Origin of the sequence: Sphingobium sp. (assembly GCF_049304695.1) — a bacterium.
GTDB lineage: Bacteria > Pseudomonadota > Alphaproteobacteria > Sphingomonadales > Sphingomonadaceae > Sphingobium.
On the sequence record NZ_JBAQOK010000093.1, the window covers coordinates 94,124 to 111,443 of the forward strand.

At 62.9% G+C, this 17,320-nt stretch carries 18 protein-coding genes; 7 read left to right on the forward strand and 11 right to left on the reverse strand.

From position 1 onward, the window contains the following. The first annotated feature begins 153 nt into the window (after nt 1-153). Nucleotides 154-279 (forward strand): type B 50S ribosomal protein L36, encoded by a 126-nt coding sequence (gene ykgO, locus WA070_RS17995; protein ID WP_010160916.1) that lies wholly within the window; start codon nt 154-156, stop codon nt 277-279. Between the two features lie 162 nt (nt 280-441). Here ykgO and WA070_RS18000 read toward each other — a convergent pair whose 3' ends face one another. From WA070_RS18000 to WA070_RS18035, 8 genes are all read right to left on the reverse strand, one after another. Continuing rightward, nucleotides 442-858, reverse strand: a complete 417-nt coding sequence (locus WA070_RS18000; protein WP_422635275.1) for a DUF2147 domain-containing protein — start codon at nt 856-858, stop codon at nt 442-444. Nucleotides 859-986: 128 nt separating this feature from the next. Then, nucleotides 987-1,976: a type II secretion system F family protein gene (locus WA070_RS18005; protein WP_422635276.1), complete on the reverse strand. Its 990-nt coding sequence runs from the start codon at nt 1,974-1,976 to the stop codon at nt 987-989. Between the two features lie 18 nt (nt 1,977-1,994). Then, complete coding sequence (locus tag WA070_RS18010; RefSeq protein WP_422635277.1) at nt 1,995-2,993, reverse strand: type II secretion system F family protein; 999 nt, start codon at nt 2,991-2,993, stop codon at nt 1,995-1,997. Nucleotides 2,994-3,027: 34 nt separating this feature from the next. Beyond that, nucleotides 3,028-4,314, reverse strand: a complete 1,287-nt coding sequence (locus WA070_RS18015) for a pilus assembly protein CpaE (protein ID WP_422635278.1) — start codon at nt 4,312-4,314, stop codon at nt 3,028-3,030. A gap of 1 nt (nt 4,315) precedes the next feature. Beyond that, complete coding sequence (locus tag WA070_RS18020) at nt 4,316-4,966, reverse strand: CpaD family pilus assembly protein (protein WP_422635279.1); 651 nt, start codon at nt 4,964-4,966, stop codon at nt 4,316-4,318. A gap of 16 nt (nt 4,967-4,982) precedes the next feature. Then, the gene (locus tag WA070_RS18025) at nt 4,983-6,500 is read right to left on the reverse strand and encodes a type II and III secretion system protein family protein (protein WP_422635280.1); all 1,518 of its coding nucleotides are present in this window, start codon (nt 6,498-6,500) and stop codon (nt 4,983-4,985) included. A 1-nt stretch (nt 6,501) separates the two neighbouring features. Next, nucleotides 6,502-7,515 carry a Flp pilus assembly protein CpaB gene (gene cpaB, locus WA070_RS18030; protein ID WP_422635281.1) on the reverse strand — a complete coding sequence of 338 codons (1,014 nt, stop codon included), beginning with the start codon at nt 7,513-7,515 and terminating at the stop codon, nt 6,502-6,504. Between the two features lie 52 nt (nt 7,516-7,567). Beyond that, nucleotides 7,568-8,041, reverse strand: a complete 474-nt coding sequence (locus WA070_RS18035) for an A24 family peptidase (RefSeq protein WP_422635282.1) — start codon at nt 8,039-8,041, stop codon at nt 7,568-7,570. Nucleotides 8,042-8,082: 41 nt separating this feature from the next. Here WA070_RS18035 and WA070_RS18040 point away from each other — a divergent pair, with 41 nt between their 5' ends. Together WA070_RS18040 and WA070_RS18045 are read left to right on the forward strand one after the other, a co-directional pair. Then, nucleotides 8,083-9,042, forward strand: a complete 960-nt coding sequence (locus tag WA070_RS18040; protein WP_422635283.1) for an alpha/beta hydrolase — start codon at nt 8,083-8,085, stop codon at nt 9,040-9,042. Beyond that, the gene (locus WA070_RS18045; RefSeq protein ID WP_422635284.1) at nt 9,039-10,142 is read left to right on the forward strand and encodes an NAD(P)/FAD-dependent oxidoreductase; all 1,104 of its coding nucleotides are present in this window, start codon (nt 9,039-9,041) and stop codon (nt 10,140-10,142) included. Before WA070_RS18040 ends, WA070_RS18045 begins: the two co-directional genes overlap by 4 nt. A 124-nt stretch (nt 10,143-10,266) precedes the next feature. Here the strand turns inward: WA070_RS18045 and rnhA are convergent, their stop codons facing one another. Genes rnhA through ispH form a run of 3 tightly spaced genes read right to left on the reverse strand, consistent with a single transcriptional unit; the run spans nt 10,267 to nt 12,650 of the window. Then, entirely contained in the window at nt 10,267-10,713 is a 447-nt protein-coding gene (rnhA, locus tag WA070_RS18050) for a ribonuclease HI (RefSeq protein WP_422635285.1), read from the reverse strand. After that, nucleotides 10,710-11,687, reverse strand: a complete 978-nt coding sequence (gene thrB, locus WA070_RS18055; RefSeq protein WP_422635286.1) for a homoserine kinase — start codon at nt 11,685-11,687, stop codon at nt 10,710-10,712. Before thrB ends, rnhA begins: the two co-directional genes overlap by 4 nt. A gap of 3 nt (nt 11,688-11,690) precedes the next feature. Further along, nucleotides 11,691-12,650: a 4-hydroxy-3-methylbut-2-enyl diphosphate reductase gene (gene ispH / locus WA070_RS18060; RefSeq protein WP_422635287.1), complete on the reverse strand. Its 960-nt coding sequence runs from the start codon at nt 12,648-12,650 to the stop codon at nt 11,691-11,693. A gap of 240 nt (nt 12,651-12,890) precedes the next feature. Here ispH and WA070_RS18065 point away from each other — a divergent pair, with 240 nt between their 5' ends. The 4 genes from WA070_RS18065 to nagZ all read left to right on the forward strand — a co-directional run bounded on the left by WA070_RS18065 (nt 12,891) and on the right by nagZ (nt 17,243). Continuing rightward, nucleotides 12,891-13,499 carry a hypothetical protein gene (locus WA070_RS18065; protein ID WP_422635493.1) on the forward strand — a complete coding sequence of 203 codons (609 nt, stop codon included), beginning with the start codon at nt 12,891-12,893 and terminating at the stop codon, nt 13,497-13,499. A 129-nt stretch (nt 13,500-13,628) separates the two neighbouring features. Further along, the gene (gene argS, locus WA070_RS18070; RefSeq protein WP_422635288.1) at nt 13,629-15,356 is read left to right on the forward strand and encodes an arginine--tRNA ligase; all 1,728 of its coding nucleotides are present in this window, start codon (nt 13,629-13,631) and stop codon (nt 15,354-15,356) included. An 80-nt stretch (nt 15,357-15,436) separates the two neighbouring features. Next, entirely contained in the window at nt 15,437-16,171 is a 735-nt protein-coding gene (locus WA070_RS18075; RefSeq protein ID WP_422635494.1) for an SPOR domain-containing protein, read from the forward strand. 58 nt (nt 16,172-16,229) lie between these two features. Then, a complete protein-coding gene (gene nagZ / locus WA070_RS18080; protein ID WP_422635289.1) occupies nt 16,230-17,243 on the forward strand; it encodes a beta-N-acetylhexosaminidase in 1,014 nt (337 codons plus the stop codon). Nucleotides 17,244-17,320 lie beyond the last annotated feature (77 nt).

Sequence of the window (17,320 nt, forward strand, 5' to 3'; positions counted from 1 at the left end):
TTCCCCCTTCCAACGCGTGAAGCCACTAAGTTGCTGCATGAAGGATGAACGGCGGCAAAAGAGCGCCCGCCACCCTTGACTTTGTGCCGCCCCACCCATAGGGGCAGCGCTTCAATTTTCGATCATATTCAGAATCATCAAAGGCTGACTTCCATGAAGATCCGCAACTCGCTCAAGTCGCTCAAGGGCCGCCACCGGGACAACCGCGTGATCCGTCGTCGTGGCCGGACCTACATCATCAACAAGACCAACCGTCGCTTCAAAGCCCGTCAGGGCTGATCGACGGTCGAGGGCATTGTTTCGGCGTCCTAGGCGCTGATCTGCCCTTGATTCCAAAGACGCACGCACGTCTTAACGAGCGCCTGATCAACCGCGATCAGGCGCTCGATGCGTTTGTGATTCGCCAGAGGCGAATCGCGCTCCAATCGCGCGAAGTTTGGCTTACCTGATTGCCGTCCAGGTCTGTGTCTTGCAGAAGAAGGCGATGCAGCCCTGTACCTTGAGCGTGCCATCCTTGTTGCGGCTCATCTTCGACGTATAGCTTTTGCCGCTTTCGGGATCGTAGATCGTCCCTTTCCAATGTGCGCCCGCATCGGCAAAGCCGGTTAGCAGCGGCAGCCCAACCAAAGGTCGCGAACGCAACGCCGGATCGGGGTTGTTGGTGTCGGTATGGGGGCGGCCGGGCGTTGGCTTGACGATCTTTTCGATCCGCCCGCACAATTCCCTGCCGCATGGCGCGATCTGGACGATCGCCTTGCCCTCTACCGTGGCCCAGCGGCCCGTGACCGGTTCTGCCGCCTGCGCAGGCAGGGTGAGGGTAGCGGCGATGGTGGCAATGACGAATGCGGCTGCTTTCATGCGATCCGGTCTCCTGATTATGGACCGAAGATAGGCATGAAAAGAAAAGCCCGCCACCGCCATTTTTGGCGGAGGCGGGCGTTAAGGCAGGCGACGCTACGGCAGCATGCCCGGACGATCGGGATAAATCAGAACGCCTTGCTGATGGAGCAGGCTGCCGGGCCAAGGATGATCACGAAAAGCGTCGGCAGGATGAACAGAATCAGCGGGACGGTCATGATCGCAGGCAGGCGGGCGGCCTTTTCTTCGGCCCGCATCATGCGTTCGTGGCGGAATTCGGCGGACAACACGCGAAGCGCGGAGGCGAGCGGGGTGCCGTATTTCTCCGTCTGGATCATGGTGGTCACCACGCCCTTGACCGCGTCCAGTTTTACGCGAGTCGCCAGGTTTTCGAAGGCCATGCGCCGTTCGGTCAGGAACGACAGTTCGATCGCCGTCAGCTGAAACTCGTCACCCAGTTCGGGATAGGCTTTGCCCAGCTCGCGTGCCACCCGGTTGAAGGCTGCATCGACGGTCAGGCCCGCTTCGGCGCAGATGACAAGCAGGTCAAGCGCGTCTGGCAAGCCCTTGCGGATTTCCGTCGCCCGCTTCTGCACCTTGTTGTTGATGTACAGATCAGGCGCCTTGTAGGAGAGCAGCAGGGCGAAGGCGAAGGCGAAGAAGCGCTTCATCGGACCCCATTCGGGTTCGATGCCAACGGCATAGAGCAGGATCGCGGCCCCGCCACCAATGACGATCGGCAGAATCATGCGGCCGAAAATGACGGCGACCGCCCAGTCCTTCGACCGGATGCCCGCCTGCGCCAGGCGAACCTGCGCCTCCTTCAACTGGTCGTCCTGCAACACCTTCAGGCCGGACAAGAATGATCGCATGTGGTCGGTGGTATGGTTGCGCTGCACCAGCTTGGCGCGGCGCTTGGCGGTCGATGCGGTGATGCCCGCCTTCAACTGTTCGCGCCGATCGTTCAGCGCCTTCACGCGTTTGGCCATCGGATCGCGCACGGTCATGATCGCATAAAGTGCGAACAGCATGGCGAGTGTCGCAAGAGCGGCCAGCAGCGTGCCGAAGTCGGTCGCGGTCAGGCCGAACAATGTGCCGGCGGGGTTTGGGGCTTCCATAATGTGTCTCCCTGCCGATCAGATTTCGAAATTGATCATCTGGGACATGATGAATGCGCCGATGCCCATCCAGCACATGCCTCCGATGCCGACGACCTGCATCAGCGATAGCCCGAACAGGCCCGCAGGGTCGGGCGTGTAGAAGGGACTCATATAGCCAAAGTTGATGTAGGAAATCAGGAAGAAGACGAAGAAGGGCAGGGAGCCGATGATATAGGCCGACGCTTTTGATTCCGACGACATGGCGCGGATCTTCAGCTTCATCTGCGCACGCTGGCGCAGCACGGTGGCCAGGTTCGACAGGGTTTCGGCCAGATTGCCGCCCGTCTCCCGCTGGATCGCCAGGGTGATGACAAAGAACTGGAACTCGGGCGTGCCGAGGCGGTCGGCCGTTTCCTGAAGCGCCATCTCCATCGTCTTGCCGATCTTGATGCGTTCGGTGATCAGCTTGAATTCCTCGCCCACCGGGCCGGGAATTTCGCTCGATACGATGCCCAGCGTTTCCGCGATCGGCAGGCCGGACCGCAGACCGCGTGTCAGCAGTTCGAGTGCGTCAGGAAATTTGGCGGTAAACTTGAAAATGCGCTTCTTGATCAGGCGGCTTACCCACCAGTGCGGCAGCCAAAGACCCGCCGCAAGTCCGACCATGAACGCCATGGGAACCGGAAATCCGCGCATGATCAGGAAAGCCGTCATCACCAGAAAGATGATCGCGCTGGACGTCATATACTGGCTCAGCGTCCACTTCTTGCCGGTCATCCTGATGCGCTTGGTCAGATTTTCCGGGTTCGGGATCAGCGACACCAGCATCTTGGCTTCGACGCCGGTCGTGCGATTGGAAATCGCCTTGCGCATCCGCGCTTCCAGCAGCGTTTCAGCCGATTCGCTGTGCCGTCCACGGATCAGCGCGACACGGCGGCTACGTGCCTTGTCAGTCGAGGGACCGAAAAGCGCGATGATGGCCAACCCGAGCAGAGTGGTCACCAGCACCGTTATGAGGAAGATATTGCCGTCCATGTCTATCGCCTGTCCTTGATGCAGCCTTGCAGGATCAATTCTCCAGCACGGCGGCCTTATCCTTGCGGCGAGCCGGAATCATGTTGCGGAAACTGCCGATCCTGCCGAGCAGCGAATCGCCCTTCCTGCCCGTGCCTGATGGCGCATCCAGAATGTTCCCGGCCCCGATCAGGTCGTCCAGCAGCGCAGCACAGGCCGCGCCGACCTTGCTGCCCTTGGCTGTTTCGGCGATCGTTTTGCCGAGCTTTGCGGAGTCGGCGGCGACGCGCAGGTCGAACGGGATGAGGATGTCCACCTTGCGCTCGATCGACGTTTCGAAATCCTTGCGACCGATTTCCGGCGATCCGGGATGGACGCGGTTGGCGACCACCAGCACGCGCGACTGGGGCGCGTTGCTCTTGAGCCAGGACAGAATGCGAATGGTGTCGCGCGCCGCCGCCAGCGTCAGTTCGGTGACGACCAGCGTTACGTTTGCATCCGTCATCAGGTGGGGATGCTGGATCAGCATGTTGCGCGGCAGGTCGATGACCGTGCATTCGAAGGCGAGGCGGAATTCTTCCAGCAGCTGATAGAAAGCGCCGCCATCCGTCATCATCGGCTGGCTGATCGGCGCTTCGGCCGACAGGATTGCGAGCGTGTCGCTCGCCCGCACCATGGCGCGTTCGATGAACAGTCCATCGATACGGCTGGGATTGTCGATGGCATCGGTCAGGCCACGGCCCGGTTCCAAGTCCATGGCGAGCGCATTGGTGCCGAAATGCACGTCGAGGTCGAGCAGCGCGGTCGGGCGCTTTTTCTTTTCGCTCATCATCCATGCCACGGATGTCGCGATGCTGGACGCGCCAACACCGCCACGCGTGCCGATGACGGCGACGGTCATGTGCGGGCGTTCGGGCGCTGCGTCGCGTGGAGCCATGAACACGGCTTGCGCCTGCGCCAGCGCATCTCGCAACTGGTCGGCGCCAAAGGGTTTGAGCAGATAGTCCTGAATGCCACTGGCGACGAGATCGCGATACAGGCGCACGTCGTTGACCTGCCCCGCCGCAATCACGACGGTGCCGGGTTCGCACACTTCGGCCAGACTGTTGATGTCGTTCAGCGGATCGCCGCTTTCGGACATGTCAACGAACAGGATCTGGGGGCTGGCGGTGATCGACAGGCTTTGCACGGCATTGCGCATGCCGCCCTTGTTCACCTTTTCCGGTGCCCAGCCCAATTCGGCGGCGACGGAACGGACCAGATCAAAGCTATGATCGTCACACACGAAGGCGTGGAACGGGTCGCGTGGACCGCCATTGCCCGGTTTCCAGGGTGCGTTCATCTTATTGCCCTCCCGCCGTGATGTTCTTTAATTCGCCTGCGCCGGTCGGCTTTTTGTCGCGATAGGTGGAAATGGCCCGGTTCGACGTTGCAGTGCGCAGGTCGCTATCGGTGCCCTGGCCACGAACCAGATCTTCGGGATTGGCGATCATCGCCGCCAGATTGCCGTTCACGCCACATCCGAAATTGGATGAGGTGCCAAGGCTCATGCTGGTTTCCGCCGTGGCGTGCCAATCGGGGCAGCCCGGCACGCTTGCCGTGGCGCGACGCACGATCAGGCGGACGTTGCCCTGCGGCGCGGTTCCGGCGGCAGCGGAGCTGTCTTCCGCCAGGAGCAGGCCATGACGGGCAACCACGTCGGCAATGCCATCACGCAGGGCGGGATTTTCATAACTGCCATCGCTGACGATTGCGACGTTATCGCCATAGCCAAGCCCGATCGAGGCGAACCAGTCATTTAGCCGGATCGCTTCCAGGTTGGACAGCATCGCGCTCGATCCAGTCTGCACGTCGAACGTGTAGGCGGAATAGGCTACGACCGGCTGATGAACCGAATCCACGCTGCGGTTGCTGGATTTGTCGCCCGCCTGCGCCGACAGCGGCAGGGCAATCAGGGTCAGGGCACAGAATGTCTTGAGAGACAGATAGGTCATGTCGTTCGTCCTTCCGTCAGAAACTGAAGCCGGGGGCGGCAGCGGCCTTGTCCGAACGCTTGCCCGCGTCGCGGGCGGCCACCGGCGGAAACGCGGATGCTGAACGCGGCGGCGGTGGCGATCCGGGCGCACGGCTGGGGATGGCGGGACGCGCGCCGCTGACGCCGTCGGTGCCCTGCTGGCCGAGCAGACCTTGCGTAATGGTGGCGTTACGATAGCCGTCTGTCGGCAGATGCACGTCCGACGCGTTCATCGGCTTCACCAGATAGGGGGTGACGACGATGACCAGTTCGGTTTCATTGCGCTGGAACTGGCGCGACTTGAACAGGCTGCCCAGGATCGGAATGTTGCCAAGGCCGGGCACCTTGCTGATGCCGTTGCTGGTTTCATTGTTCAGCAGGCCCGCGATCATGAAGGCCTGACCCGACCCCAGTTCCACTGTGGTCTCCGCTGTCCGGCTCTTGAGCGCAGGAATGTTGGCGTTGATCGAAAAGTCGAGGCTCGACACGGTCGGGCGGACGCGCAGCGAAATCCGGCCATCGGCCAGCACTGTCGGCGTGAAGGCCAACTGCACGCCATATTGCTTGAATTCGATGCTGTTGCCCTGCGTGCCGTTGCTGACGGTATAGGGATATTCACCGCCTGCCAGGAAGCTGGCGGTCTCACCCGACAGAGATGTCAGATTAGGTTGTGCCAAGGTGGTGGCGAGGCCGCTCGATTCGGCGAGGTCCAGTGCGCCGGCAATGTCCATGCCCAAAATCCTGGCGACCCCGCCCAGAGTGTAGGCGCCATCGGTCGGATTGTTGAAGGTCCAGTAGCCCGGCGATGCTGTAGTGCCCCGAGTGTAGTCTGCGAAATCACGCGACCCGCCACCGATGTTGCCAGCGATCTTGCCGCCGTTGCCGTCGACGCTTCCGAAATTCGTGCCGATCTTATGACCGACATCCTTGCTGACTTCGGAAATCTTGACCTGCAACATCACCTGCAACGGCGTCGCCATGCGCAGGCGCGATACCACGGTCACATCCTTGCCCACGAACGCCTGCGTCAGCCGTTCGGCTTCGGCTGCGTCTTCGGGCGCCTGAATCGTGCCGGTCAGCAGGACCATGCCATTCATCTTGTTCACCGCGATGGTCGAGCCGGGCATCGCCAGTTGCAGCATGTCGTCGATGCTGGTCAGGTTGTTGCCGACGCGCACGGTGCCTGAAAACAGCACCTTGCCATTGGTCGCGGTCGCAAAGACCGTGGTTTCGCCGGGCTTCTTGGCAATCAGGTAAAGCTGGTTCTGCGAACGGACATGAACATCGACGACTTCGGGATCGCCAATCACTACGTCGGACATTTTCGCGCCCAGATTGACGACGCGGCTGCCGCCGACGGACATCAGGATGGCACCATCCTGCTGGGCCGAAGGGGCGGCGTTGAGCGCCGTGGTGGGCGTGGCGATCATGGCGAACGCCAGGCCCAATGCGATGGCCGGGGCAGCGATCGGACCGGCGGTCACGCGCCGTGCGATTATGTGCATGCTCTTCATCTCACTTCCCCCCGACCGGAACTTCGGTCACGTTGGTGCCGCGGGCGATGCGGACGGCCGGGCCTTTGAAGGCGACGGTGCCGACAGGCGCGCCGTTGGGCGATGCGGTGCCAGCGGCTCCAGCGTCCGCCTTGGCCGGGACCGAACTGCGCTGGTAGCGCGAAACGTCCGCACCGGTTGAATAGGTGCCACCGCGATCGACAGGCTGTGCCGCGAGCTTGGCGAGCATCGCCTTTTCCGCCTTCGGGTTGGCGCCGTCGGGCAGCGTCACATCGGACCCGGCGATCGCCGCGTCCAGATCGGAAGAGTTGTCAGCGAGCGACCGCAGCGACATCGACAGCGATCCGATGGTCTGCGACACCGCAATCTTCTCGGCGATCTTGGGTGTCACTTCGATCGTGACGTTGGAATAGGTGCGCACTTCGGGTTTGCCGTCTTCACCCATCGCATCCATGCGCTGGTCGGTAGCAAGTACCCGCAGATTGCGCAGGATGGTTTCGGATACCTTGAGCGGTTCGCCGTCGCCACCGCCGCTCACGCTCTGCGTCAGGACGAGATCGATGCGATCACCGGGGAACACGAAGCCCGCGACAGAACTTTGCGCCGAAACAGGAACAGTGACGGCGCGCATGCCCGGCGAGAGAGCGGCAGCGAGGAAGCCGCGATCGCCCGGCTTGACCAGCCCACCCTGGGTCAGCGGCTGCCCTGCCGAAATGGCGGTGCGCACGACGCTGCCAGCCAGCTTGGCGGGGTCGGCCTGACCACGCAGATAATAGGCCTGCTCGATCAGATCCTTGGGCCAGGGCTGGAAGCGGAAACTTTCGGCGTCCAGGATGGTGCCTACGGGCAGAGCCTTGGTCGCGACCAGCACATGGGGCTGGTCTGCTTCCACGGGCATGACCTGCGCATTGACCTGAGGAGAGCCTGACGAACCCAACATGTTGCGTGCAAGCAAGGCTGTAGTGACCGCTATGATTAGCGCCCCCACCAGCAGCACGATCTTCTTAGCATCCATGACGAAATTCGCCTCCCTTAAGCGGCAGCATAGTTTTCAGTGCCGTCACTCATTACGCAAAATGGTTAAGATATCGTTCGCCAAGCAACCACAGGGCGGCGAACGAGATGGCAATGCCATAGGGTATTTCAGGTTGGCCGATCCGCCGGCTCATTCGATGGTGGACGACCGTGACCAGCGTCACGACGCCGCCGATCAGTGCCATCAGCACGAGCAGCGATAGGACCGCCTGCCACGGAAACCACAGCGCGATGGCCGCGAGCAGCTTGACGTCGCCGCCGCCCATCATGCCGACGGCAAAAAGCATGGCGAACAAGACGAATACAGCGCCGCCGACGAGCAGTTGCACCGCCATGCCCGGCCACATATCCAGCCCACAGGCGACCCACCAAAGCGGCGCCAGCGCAGCGACGATCAGGTTCAGCCGATTCGATATGATGCGTGATCGCAAGTCCGTGACCGCCGCGACGATCAGCAGGATGCCCAGTGCGCTTATCAGCGCCAGCCTGAAATATTCCCCCAACATGGAATTGGACCCTAGACGGTATGGCTTACCAAATCGTAACCATGCCGCGCATGGATTCTCCCCCCTTCACCACCGGCTTCGACCGCCGCGCCTGGCCGATGGGCGGGCGGCTCGATTACTGGACCGCGCCCGACGGCTGGCCCATCCGCCGTTATCGATTGGGCGATGGCGCGCGCGGACGGATGCTGGTGATCGGCGGTCGCGGCGACATGATCGAAAAATATCTGGAGGTGATCCACCATTGGGCGGAGCGTGGCTGGGCCGTCACCAGCTTCGACTGGCGCGGGCAGGGCGGGTCGGGCCGACTGACCGACGATCCGATGACAGGGCATATCGGCGACTTTGCCGACTGGATTGCGGATTTGGGCGCGCTGGCTTCCGATTGGCGTGCGGAGGGGAGTGGACCGACCGTCATGGTCGCCCATAGCATGGGTGGCCACCTGATGCTGCGCGCACTGGCGGAAGGTATGCCCTCGCCCACCGCCGCCGTCGCGATCTCCCCCATGATGGGGCTGAACAGCGCGCCGTTACCCCGCTGGCTGGCGGTCGCCATTGCGCGAACGATGCTGCGGCTCGGGAAGGGGGACCAACAGGCATGGACGCAAAAGGAACAGTCGGAGCGCCAAAGGCGAATGCGGCAAATGCGGCTGACCCACGATCCCGATCGCTATGCTGACGAGATATGGTGGCGCGACCATAGCCGGGACGTCGCTTTGGGACCACCAAGCTGGAACTGGTTGGCGCAGGCGCTGCAGTCGACGCGGACGCTGGCGCTGGGCGACACGTTGACGCGGCTGTCCATTCCGTTGCTCATTCTGGCGACCGGTGCGGACAAGCTGGTGTCGACGCCGGTGATCCGGGCGCTGGCATCCCGCATCCCCGGCGTGCGCCTGCATGTCTATGGGCGGCAGGCGGCACATGAAATATTGCGCGAACTCGATCCCGTGCGGCTTGATGCACTGGCGCGGATCGACGCGTTTCTGGACGAGGTCGCAGCGTGAACCATCCCGACATCGTCATCGTCGGCGGCGGCATCGCGGGGGCCAGCCTGGGCGCGGAACTGGCTGCTCATGCGCGGGTCGTGATCGTGGAGATGGAGGATCAGGCCGGTTATCACGCCACCGGGCGATCGGTCGCGTTCTGGGAAGAAACCTATGGCGGTGCGGGGGTGCAGCCGTTGACTACCGCGTCTGGACCGCTGCTCGCCGCGCCCGACCCGGATTTTTACGACGGCAGCTTCCTGTCGCCGCGCCGCACATTGCATGTGGGCCGGGCTGGGGATGAAAACCGGCGCGACGCGCTGCTGGCCCGATTCGCGGGCAAGGTCGATCTGCATGCCGTTGATCCGGCCACGCTGGTGCCGGGGTTGCGGCCCGACTGGACGATCGGGGTCATGGAGTCGAGTTGCAAGGATATCGACGTCGCGGCGCTGCATCAGGCCTTTCTGCGCCGCTTCCGCAAGCGGGGCGGGGCCGTGCGATTGGCAACCGGGTTAAAGTCTGCGTGGAGGCAGGGCGACGGCTGGCTGATCGAAACTTGCGATGGCGCATTGTCCTGCGGCACGATCGTCAACGCGGCGGGGGCATGGGCGGACGATGTTGCGCGGGCCTGCGGCGTTGCGCCGATCGGCATCGCGCCTCTGCGCCGGACCGTGGTGCAGTTGCGCGTGCCTGACCTGCCGTCCACGCATCTGCCGCTGATTATGGACCTGTCCGAACGCTTCTATTTCAAGCCGGAGGGGCAGGGGCGCGTCTGGCTGACCCCGCATGACGAAGTGCCGTCCGCGCCATGCGATGCCGCGCCGGAAGAGATGGCGGTGGCGGAGGCGATCGCGCAGTTCGAGGCTGTGGTGGATTGGCGCATTGCCGCGATCGAACATCGCTGGGCGGGCCTGCGCAGCTTCGCGCCCGACCGGGCGCCGGTCTATGGCTTCGACACCGCGATGCCCGACTTTTTCTGGTTTGCGGGACAGGGCGGTTTTGGGATCCAGACCGCGCCCGCCGCCGCGTTGATCGCCGCCAGCCAGCTAACCAGGCAGGCATTGCCAGATGCTGTCGCCAAGATAGACGTTCGGGCCTATCGTCCGGAGCGCTTTGGATAGCAGCTCTTTAATTCTCCGCATTTTTTGCGGAGGGTTTATGTCTCGTGGGTCTCGCCATGAGGCAAACTTGGGAGATGGGTTCCCGCCTTCGCGCGAATGACGGTTGTTGGGGCAGGCATCGCCCTTAACGCCTGAAACTCTCCGCCGCTGCACTCGCCAGTTGGTCGGCGCGTTCGTTTTCGGGGTGGCCGGCATGGCCCTTGACCCATTGCCATGTCACCTTGTGGCGCGCAGTTGCGGCGACGAGCGCTTGCCATATTTCGACATTCTTGACCGGCTTGTTATCAGCGGTACGCCAGCCCTTTTTCTGCCAGCCGATCACCCATTTGGTGATGCCGTCCATGACATATTTGCTGTCGGTGTAGAGCGTCACGGCGCAGGGGCGCTTGAGCTGGGTCAGCGCCTCGACTGCCGCCATCATTTCCATGCGGTTGTTGGTGGTGTGCGGTTCGCCGCCGGATATTTCCTTTTCGGTATCGCCAAAGCGCATTACCGCGCCCCATCCGCCGGGGCCGGGATTGCCCTTGCACGCGCCGTCGGTGAAAATTTCGACCTTGGGAAGGTCGCTCATGCGCCCAGCAACTCGGCCGGGTTGGCCTGCGCATAGAAATCCAGCCGCCGCAGATAGGCCAGAGGATCCTTCCGCGTCACCAGCGCGTCGGGCGGTGTGTTGATCCAGTCATAAGCGCGGGTCAGCAGGAAGCGGAGCGCTGCACCCCGGCACAGGATGGGGAAAGCCGCGCGTTCCGCTTCGCTCAACCCATGTGCTTCGCCATAGCCCGCGCCCAGCGCCGCCGCCCGATCGGCAAACCATGTCGTGCCATCGTTGCTGAACACCCATGCGCTATGCGTCACGGCCAGATCATAGGCACGGATATCTGTGCAGCTGAAATAAAAGTCGATGAGGCCCGTTACCGTGTCGCCCAGCATCAGCACATTGTCGGGGAACAGGTCGGCATGGATCACCGATCGCGGCAGGTCGGCGGGCCAATGCGCGTCCAGAAACGCCAGTTCGTCGCGCACGCGCGTGGCAAGACCCGGTGCGATCCTGTTGAAATCGTCGCCACATTTCGCCGCCAGTTCATGCCATCCCGCGATGTCGAGCGTATTGCGCCGTTCGCTCGAAAACCCCTGCGCCGCGCGATGCAGCGCGCCCAGCGCTGCGCCCGCCGCGCGCGCCTGCGCCGGGGTGGGTTCCGTCACGGAAATGCCGGTCAGAAATTCGATCAGGCAGGCTGGACGCCCGCCCAGTTGCTGAAGGCGGTTGCCGCCGCGATCGGCGATAAAGCGCGGAACAAGACAACCGCGCGCGCCCAGATGATCGAGCAGGTCCATGAAGAAGGGGAGATCGGCCTCATCCACCCGCTTTTCATAGAGAGTGAGGATATAGCGGTGGCCGCTGCCGTCCGCGCCAGTGGTTTCCAGCAGGTAATTGCTATTCTCCACACCTTCGGCAATGCCCTTGGCGGACACCAGCCGACCTGCGTCATAGCGGGTGAGGAATGCGTCGATGTCTTCGGCGGGAACATGGGTATAGACGGCCATGGTTCAGGCCGTTTCCAGCCCGCGTGGCAGCTTGAACGATATGCTTTCCCGCGCGGTTTCCACCTGCTCCTCCGTCACGACATAGCGGGTGGCGATGCGCTCCACGACTTCGCGCACCAATATTTCGGGCGCGGATGCTCCGGCGGTCAGGCCGACCACGCGCTTGCCCTCCAGCCAGTCAAAGTCGATCTCGTCGGCGCGCTGGATCAGGCGGGCGGGCGTGCCTTCGCGCTCGGCCACTTCGACCAGCCGCAGCGAGTTGGAGCTGTTGGGCGCGCCGATGACATAAAGCACCTCGCACCGATGGGCGATGGCCTTCACTGCCGTCTGCCGGTTGGACGTGGCATAACAAATATCCTCCCCCTTGGGCGCGATGATCGTGGGGAAGCGGCGCTCCAGCGTCGCGACGATCGCGGCCGTGTCGTCCACCGACAAAGTGGTCTGCGTCAGGAAAGCCAGATTTTCAGGATCGACCGGCACAAAACGTTCGGCGTCGTCCACCGTTTCGATCAGGCTCATCGTGCCATCTGGCACCTGACCAAAGGTGCCGATCACTTCGGGATGCCCCTTATGCCCGATGAACAGGATGTGCCGACCGGTCTCCACCTGACGCTCCGCCTGACGATGGACCTTGCTCACCAGAGGGCATGTGGCGTCGAGATAGGACAGGCCGCGCTCCTCCGCTTTGGCCGGCACGGCCTTGGGCACGCCATGGGCGGAAAACACCACCGGCACGCCATCGGGCACTTCGTCCAGTTCCTCGACGAAGATCGCGCCCTTCGCCTTCAGGCTGTCGACCACATATTTGTTGTGGACGATTTCATGGCGCACATAGACGGGCGCGCCATAGGTTTCGATCGCGCGCTCCACGATGATGATGGCACGATCGACCCCGGCGCAGAAGCCGCGTGGAGCGGCGATCAACAGGGTCAGCGGCGGGTGGGTGTCGGCGGCATCGGTCATGCGCAGCCGCTTAGAGCATTTTGCGGACAGATCAAAACATCAGAACGGCCGATGCCGCAAAAGCGTCGTTGCGAAAGCCCCGTTCTCGCAGTTGCGTCCTTGCAGTTGCGCGCTGCGCGGCGGATGGATAAGGAAGCCCAAAGCTTCTGGCCGACGGGCCATGCCAAGGAACATCTGCCTGTGACATTGCCCTCTACCGCCCCGGCCCGTATCGTTCTCTCCCGCGCCGCTTTGGCTGGCATGGCCGTTCTGGCGCTGGCCGGTTGTTCGCGCCGGGGTGAAATCGACGCGACCGGCGGTATCGTGGCTGTGCGATCGGCCTGTCCGATCGCTGCCATCCCTGCGCAGACTGGCGACATCACGCTGTTTAATCCAGCGCAGAGCCGCGATGCGTCCGCCATCGACGTGGTTGCGGAAATTACCAACCTGCGCTCCACCTGCGCGGATGGCACGCAATATTACACTGAAGCGACCTTTGTCGTGAACGCCCGGCGCAGCGACGCCAGCGTGGCGCGGCAAGTCACGCTGCCCTATTTTTCTGCCGTGGTCCGGGGCGGCAATGTCGTCGTGGCCAAGCGCGTCAATCAGGTGACGCTGAACTTCGCGGCAGGCGAATATCGCGCCAGCGCGCAGGCGAAGGCAGGTTCCTATGTTGACAAGGCCGCAGCCAGCCTGCCCGCTGACATTCAGGCGAAGATAACGCAGAAGCGCAAGGCGGGCGATGCCGACGCTGCGATCGATCCGTTCGCACAGCCGGACGTCAAGGCCGCGTTGCTGCGCACAAGTTTCGAACTGCTCGTGGGTTTCAACCTGACGCAGGACCAGCTGAAATATAACGCAACGCGTTAAGGCTCACTATAATGTTTCCGTTCGGGCTGAGCGAAGTCGAAGCCCTCTACTGAGGGAAGCGGCCCGCTTCGCCATGCTCAGCAGACCCTTCGACTTCGCTCGGGGCGAACGGCGTTGAAGGAAATGCCCGTGTCTCTTTATACCCGTTTCACCGCCCATCTCGACGCCGTGCTGGACGCGCTGGAGGCCGATGGCGTGCTGCCTGCTGGTCTCAATCGCAAGCCGGTTACGGTGGAGCCGCCGCGCGATGTGACTCATGGCGATCTGGCCACCAACGCGGCGATGGTGCTGGCCAAGCCCGCAGGCACCAATCCGCGCGCGCTGGCGGACGCGATCGTGACCAAATTGCAGGCGATCGAAGAAGTGGCCAGCGCCACGATCGCCGGGCCGGGCTTCATCAACCTGACGCTGACCGACGCTGTGTGGCGGGACGAACTGGCCACGATCCATGCTGAAGGCGGCGATTATGGCCGGTCCACCATCGGGCAGGGCGTGACGGTGAACGTCGAATATGTGTCGGCCAATCCGACCGGGCCGATGCATATGGGTCATTGCCGTGGCGCGGTCGTTGGAGACGCGCTCGCCACGCTGCTGGAATATGCCGGGCATAAGGTCATCCGCGAATATTATATCAACGATGCGGGTGGGCAGGTCGATGTCCTCGCGCGGTCGGCGCACCTGCGTTATCGCGAAGCGCTGGGCGAGGATGTCGGCGCGATCCCCGAAGGCCTGTATCCCGGCGACTATCTGGTGCCGGTGGGGCAGGCGCTGGCCGCTGAATATGGCGACCGCTATGTCGGCGCGCCCGAAAGCGAATGGCTGGTCATCTTCCGCACCTTTGCCGTGGCGAAGATGATGGACATGATTCGCGAAGATCTGGCGCTGTTGGGTATCCGTCACGACGTGTTTTCGTCCGAGGCGGAGTTGCAGGCGGCGGGGAAACCCGATCAGGCCGAAACATGGCTGCGCGCGCATGATCTGGTCTATGACGGCGTGCTGGAAGCGCCCAAGGGCGAATTGCCTGACGATTGGGAACCGGTCGAACTGCCGCTGTTCCGATCGACCCAATTCGGCGACGATCAGGACCGGCCGATCAAGAAGTCGAACGGCGGCTGGACCTATTTCGGCGCCGACATGGCCTATCATTTCCAGAAAGCGCAGAGCGCCGATCAGTTGATCGACATCTGGGGCGCGGATCATGCAGGCACCGTCAAGCGTATCCAGGCCGCCGTCGCGGCGCTGACCGAAGGGAAGGCGCGGTTCGATGTCAAGCTGATCCAGATGGTCCGCCTGCTGCGCGATGGCGAGCCGGTGAAGATGTCCAAGCGCGCGGGCAATTTCGTCACGCTGGCCGATGTGGTCAATGAAGTGGGCAAGGATGTCGTCCGTTTCACCATGCTGACGCGCAAGGCCGACGCACAGATGGATTTCGATTTCGCCAAGGTGGTGGAAGCGTCGAAGGACAACCCGGTATTCTATGTCCAATATGCCCATGCGCGTATTTCCTCGCTCGGACGGCGGGCGGATGAGGCAGGGATTGCTTTGCCGATGCCTGACCTGTCCCTTCTTGGGACGAGCGAACTGGGGCTGGTAAAGCTGGCGGCCCAGTTCCCCCGCGTGGTCGAGGGGGCAGCACAGATGCGCGAGCCGCATAGAATCGCCTTTTATCTCAATGACTTGGCATCGGCGTTTCACGGTTGGTGGAATGTCGGCAATGACGATCCGCGCGCGCGCGTCATCCTGACCGACGATCCGGCGATCACCGCAGCGCGGCTTTCCTTGAGCCGGGGAATCGGGCAGATTATTCACAACGGCCTCGCCCTGATGGGTGTGGCCGCGCTGACTGAAATGCAGTGACTGTTTAATCGATCGCATTCTGCAAGCCGCGCGCTGTTCGAGCCGCCTTCAGAATGCTCAAGGGATGGAGTGTTCTGACGATGGGCGATTTTGCGCGGGGGGGCACGCGGGACCGGCTGGATTTCGATGACGAGGATCGGCTGCCCTGGCTGGAACCGGCGGTCGATGAAGGCGACGATGAGCGTATATCGCCGGTCAAGCTGTTGGGCTTCATCCTCATAGGCCTGATGATGATCGGCGCGGTGGTCGCGGGCATGTGGTGGGCGCAGAACCATAACCGGACTGGCGGCATCGGCGAAGGTCAGTTGATCGCGGCCCCGGCCGAAAATTACAAGATCGCCGCGAACGAAGCGGATGCCAAGAAGTTCGACGGAGAAGGCGACGCGAGCTTCGCCGCGAGCGAAGGCGTGGCGCGCGATGGCCGAATCGACCCCAGCCGCGTGCCCGAAGCCCCGATCAGCAAGACCGCGCCCGCACCCAGCGTGGCTAAGCCAGTCGTCCCGGCCAAGCCCACACAAAGCGTCAACGCCCATGTCGCCGACGAAACCAGCGCAAAGGTCGCAGCAACTCCCAAAGCCGCTTCTGGTGGCGCGATGATACAGTTGGGTGCCTATGGCAGCGCATCGGGGGCGAAGGACGCCTGGACCAAGCTGTCGAAGCGTTTCGCCTATCTCGCACCTTTGGCGATGACTGTGGAAACGGCGCAGGTCGGCGGCGGCACCGTCTATCGCCTGCGCGCCAGCGCCGGTGGTCAGGCAGGCACGATCTGCGGCAAGCTGAAGGTTGCGGGGGAAAGCTGTCTGGTGGTGAACTGACACGCACTGCGACAAAGCCCTTCGACAGGGTGCGATCTAACCGTTATCCTGCCTGCCCATGAAACCCGTCATATTCGGCTTGTCCGGCGAAACGCTGACCGCGCAGGAGCGCGCCTTCTTCCTTGAGGCGCAGCCTGCCGGATATATAGTGTTCCAGCGCAACATTGCAGACCGGGCGCAACTGCGCACGTTGACCGACGATCTGCGCTCGCTGCACGGGCGCGACGACCTTCTCATCATGATCGATCAGGAAGGCGGACGGGTCGCCCGGATGCGGCCGCCTGTCTGGCCTGCCTTTCCACCGGGTGCGGTGTTCGATCGCCTCTATGATATCGCACCGTCCAGCGCGATCGCAGCGGCTCGCGCCAATGCCCGCTCTATCGCGCTGACGCTGGCAGAGGCAGGCATTACCGTCGATGCGCTGCCGCTGCTGGACGTGCGGCAGGAGGGTGCGAGCGACATCATGGGCGACCGCACTCTGGGCGCCGAACCGATGCGGGTCGCTGCGCTGGGCCGCGCAGTGATCGACGGTCTGGCGGATGGCGGCGTGGTCGGCATCGTCAAGCATATGCCGGGCCATGGCCGCGCATTGGTGGACAGCCATCTCGCCCTGCCAGTAGTGGATGCCGACGCAGCAACGCTGGCGATCGATCTGGAACCGTTCCAGACGTTGCGCCACGCGCCAATGGGGATGACTGCCCATGTCGTCTACACCGCGTGGGACGCCGATCGCCCGGCCAGCCTGTCCCCCACCGTGATCGGGACGATCATCCGCCAGCAGATCGGCTTTGATGGACTGCTGATGTCGGACGATCTGGATATGAAGGCGTTGAACGGTAGCATAGCCGATCTGGCGGCGGGCGTCGTCGCGGCGGGGTGCGATCTGGCGCTTAATTGCTGGGGGCGTATGGACGATATGGTCGGCATCGCCGATCGATTGCCGGATATGACGCAGGTGGCGCGCGACCGGCTGGACCGGGCGATGGCCAGCGTGACGCGGGGCACGGATCAGCCGCCGCTGGAACAGTTGCTGGCGACGCGCGATACGCTTCTGGGACTGGTGACAGCTTGAGGTGCATCTTCGAAACATCCTCCCCTGCAACGGGAGGGGGGCCGACGAAGCCGGTGGAGGGGTGTAACCCTCTCGAT

Coding starts and splice junctions, on each gene's coding strand:
- ykgO (WP_010160916.1), top strand. CDS start 154: ATGAAGATCCGCAACTCGCTCAAGTCGCTCAAGGGCCGCCACCGGGAC.
- WA070_RS18000 (WP_422635275.1), bottom strand. CDS start 858: ATGAAAGCAGCCGCATTCGTCATTGCCACCATCGCCGCTACCCTCACC.
- WA070_RS18005 (WP_422635276.1), bottom strand. CDS start 1,976: ATGGAAGCCCCAAACCCCGCCGGCACATTGTTCGGCCTGACCGCGACC.
- WA070_RS18010 (WP_422635277.1), bottom strand. CDS start 2,993: ATGGACGGCAATATCTTCCTCATAACGGTGCTGGTGACCACTCTGCTC.
- WA070_RS18015 (WP_422635278.1), bottom strand. CDS start 4,314: ATGAACGCACCCTGGAAACCGGGCAATGGCGGTCCACGCGACCCGTTC.
- WA070_RS18020 (WP_422635279.1), bottom strand. CDS start 4,966: ATGACCTATCTGTCTCTCAAGACATTCTGTGCCCTGACCCTGATTGCC.
- WA070_RS18025 (WP_422635280.1), bottom strand. CDS start 6,500: ATGAAGAGCATGCACATAATCGCACGGCGCGTGACCGCCGGTCCGATC.
- cpaB (WP_422635281.1), bottom strand. CDS start 7,515: ATGGATGCTAAGAAGATCGTGCTGCTGGTGGGGGCGCTAATCATAGCG.
- WA070_RS18035 (WP_422635282.1), bottom strand. CDS start 8,041: ATGTTGGGGGAATATTTCAGGCTGGCGCTGATAAGCGCACTGGGCATC.
- WA070_RS18040 (WP_422635283.1), top strand. CDS start 8,083: ATGCCGCGCATGGATTCTCCCCCCTTCACCACCGGCTTCGACCGCCGC.
- rnhA (WP_422635285.1), bottom strand. CDS start 10,713: ATGAGCGACCTTCCCAAGGTCGAAATTTTCACCGACGGCGCGTGCAAG.
- thrB (WP_422635286.1), bottom strand. CDS start 11,687: ATGGCCGTCTATACCCATGTTCCCGCCGAAGACATCGACGCATTCCTC.
- ispH (WP_422635287.1), bottom strand. CDS start 12,650: ATGACCGATGCCGCCGACACCCACCCGCCGCTGACCCTGTTGATCGCC.
- WA070_RS18065 (WP_422635493.1), top strand. CDS start 12,891: ATGGCCGTTCTGGCGCTGGCCGGTTGTTCGCGCCGGGGTGAAATCGAC.
- WA070_RS18075 (WP_422635494.1), top strand. CDS start 15,437: ATGGGCGATTTTGCGCGGGGGGGCACGCGGGACCGGCTGGATTTCGAT.
- nagZ (WP_422635289.1), top strand. CDS start 16,230: ATGAAACCCGTCATATTCGGCTTGTCCGGCGAAACGCTGACCGCGCAG.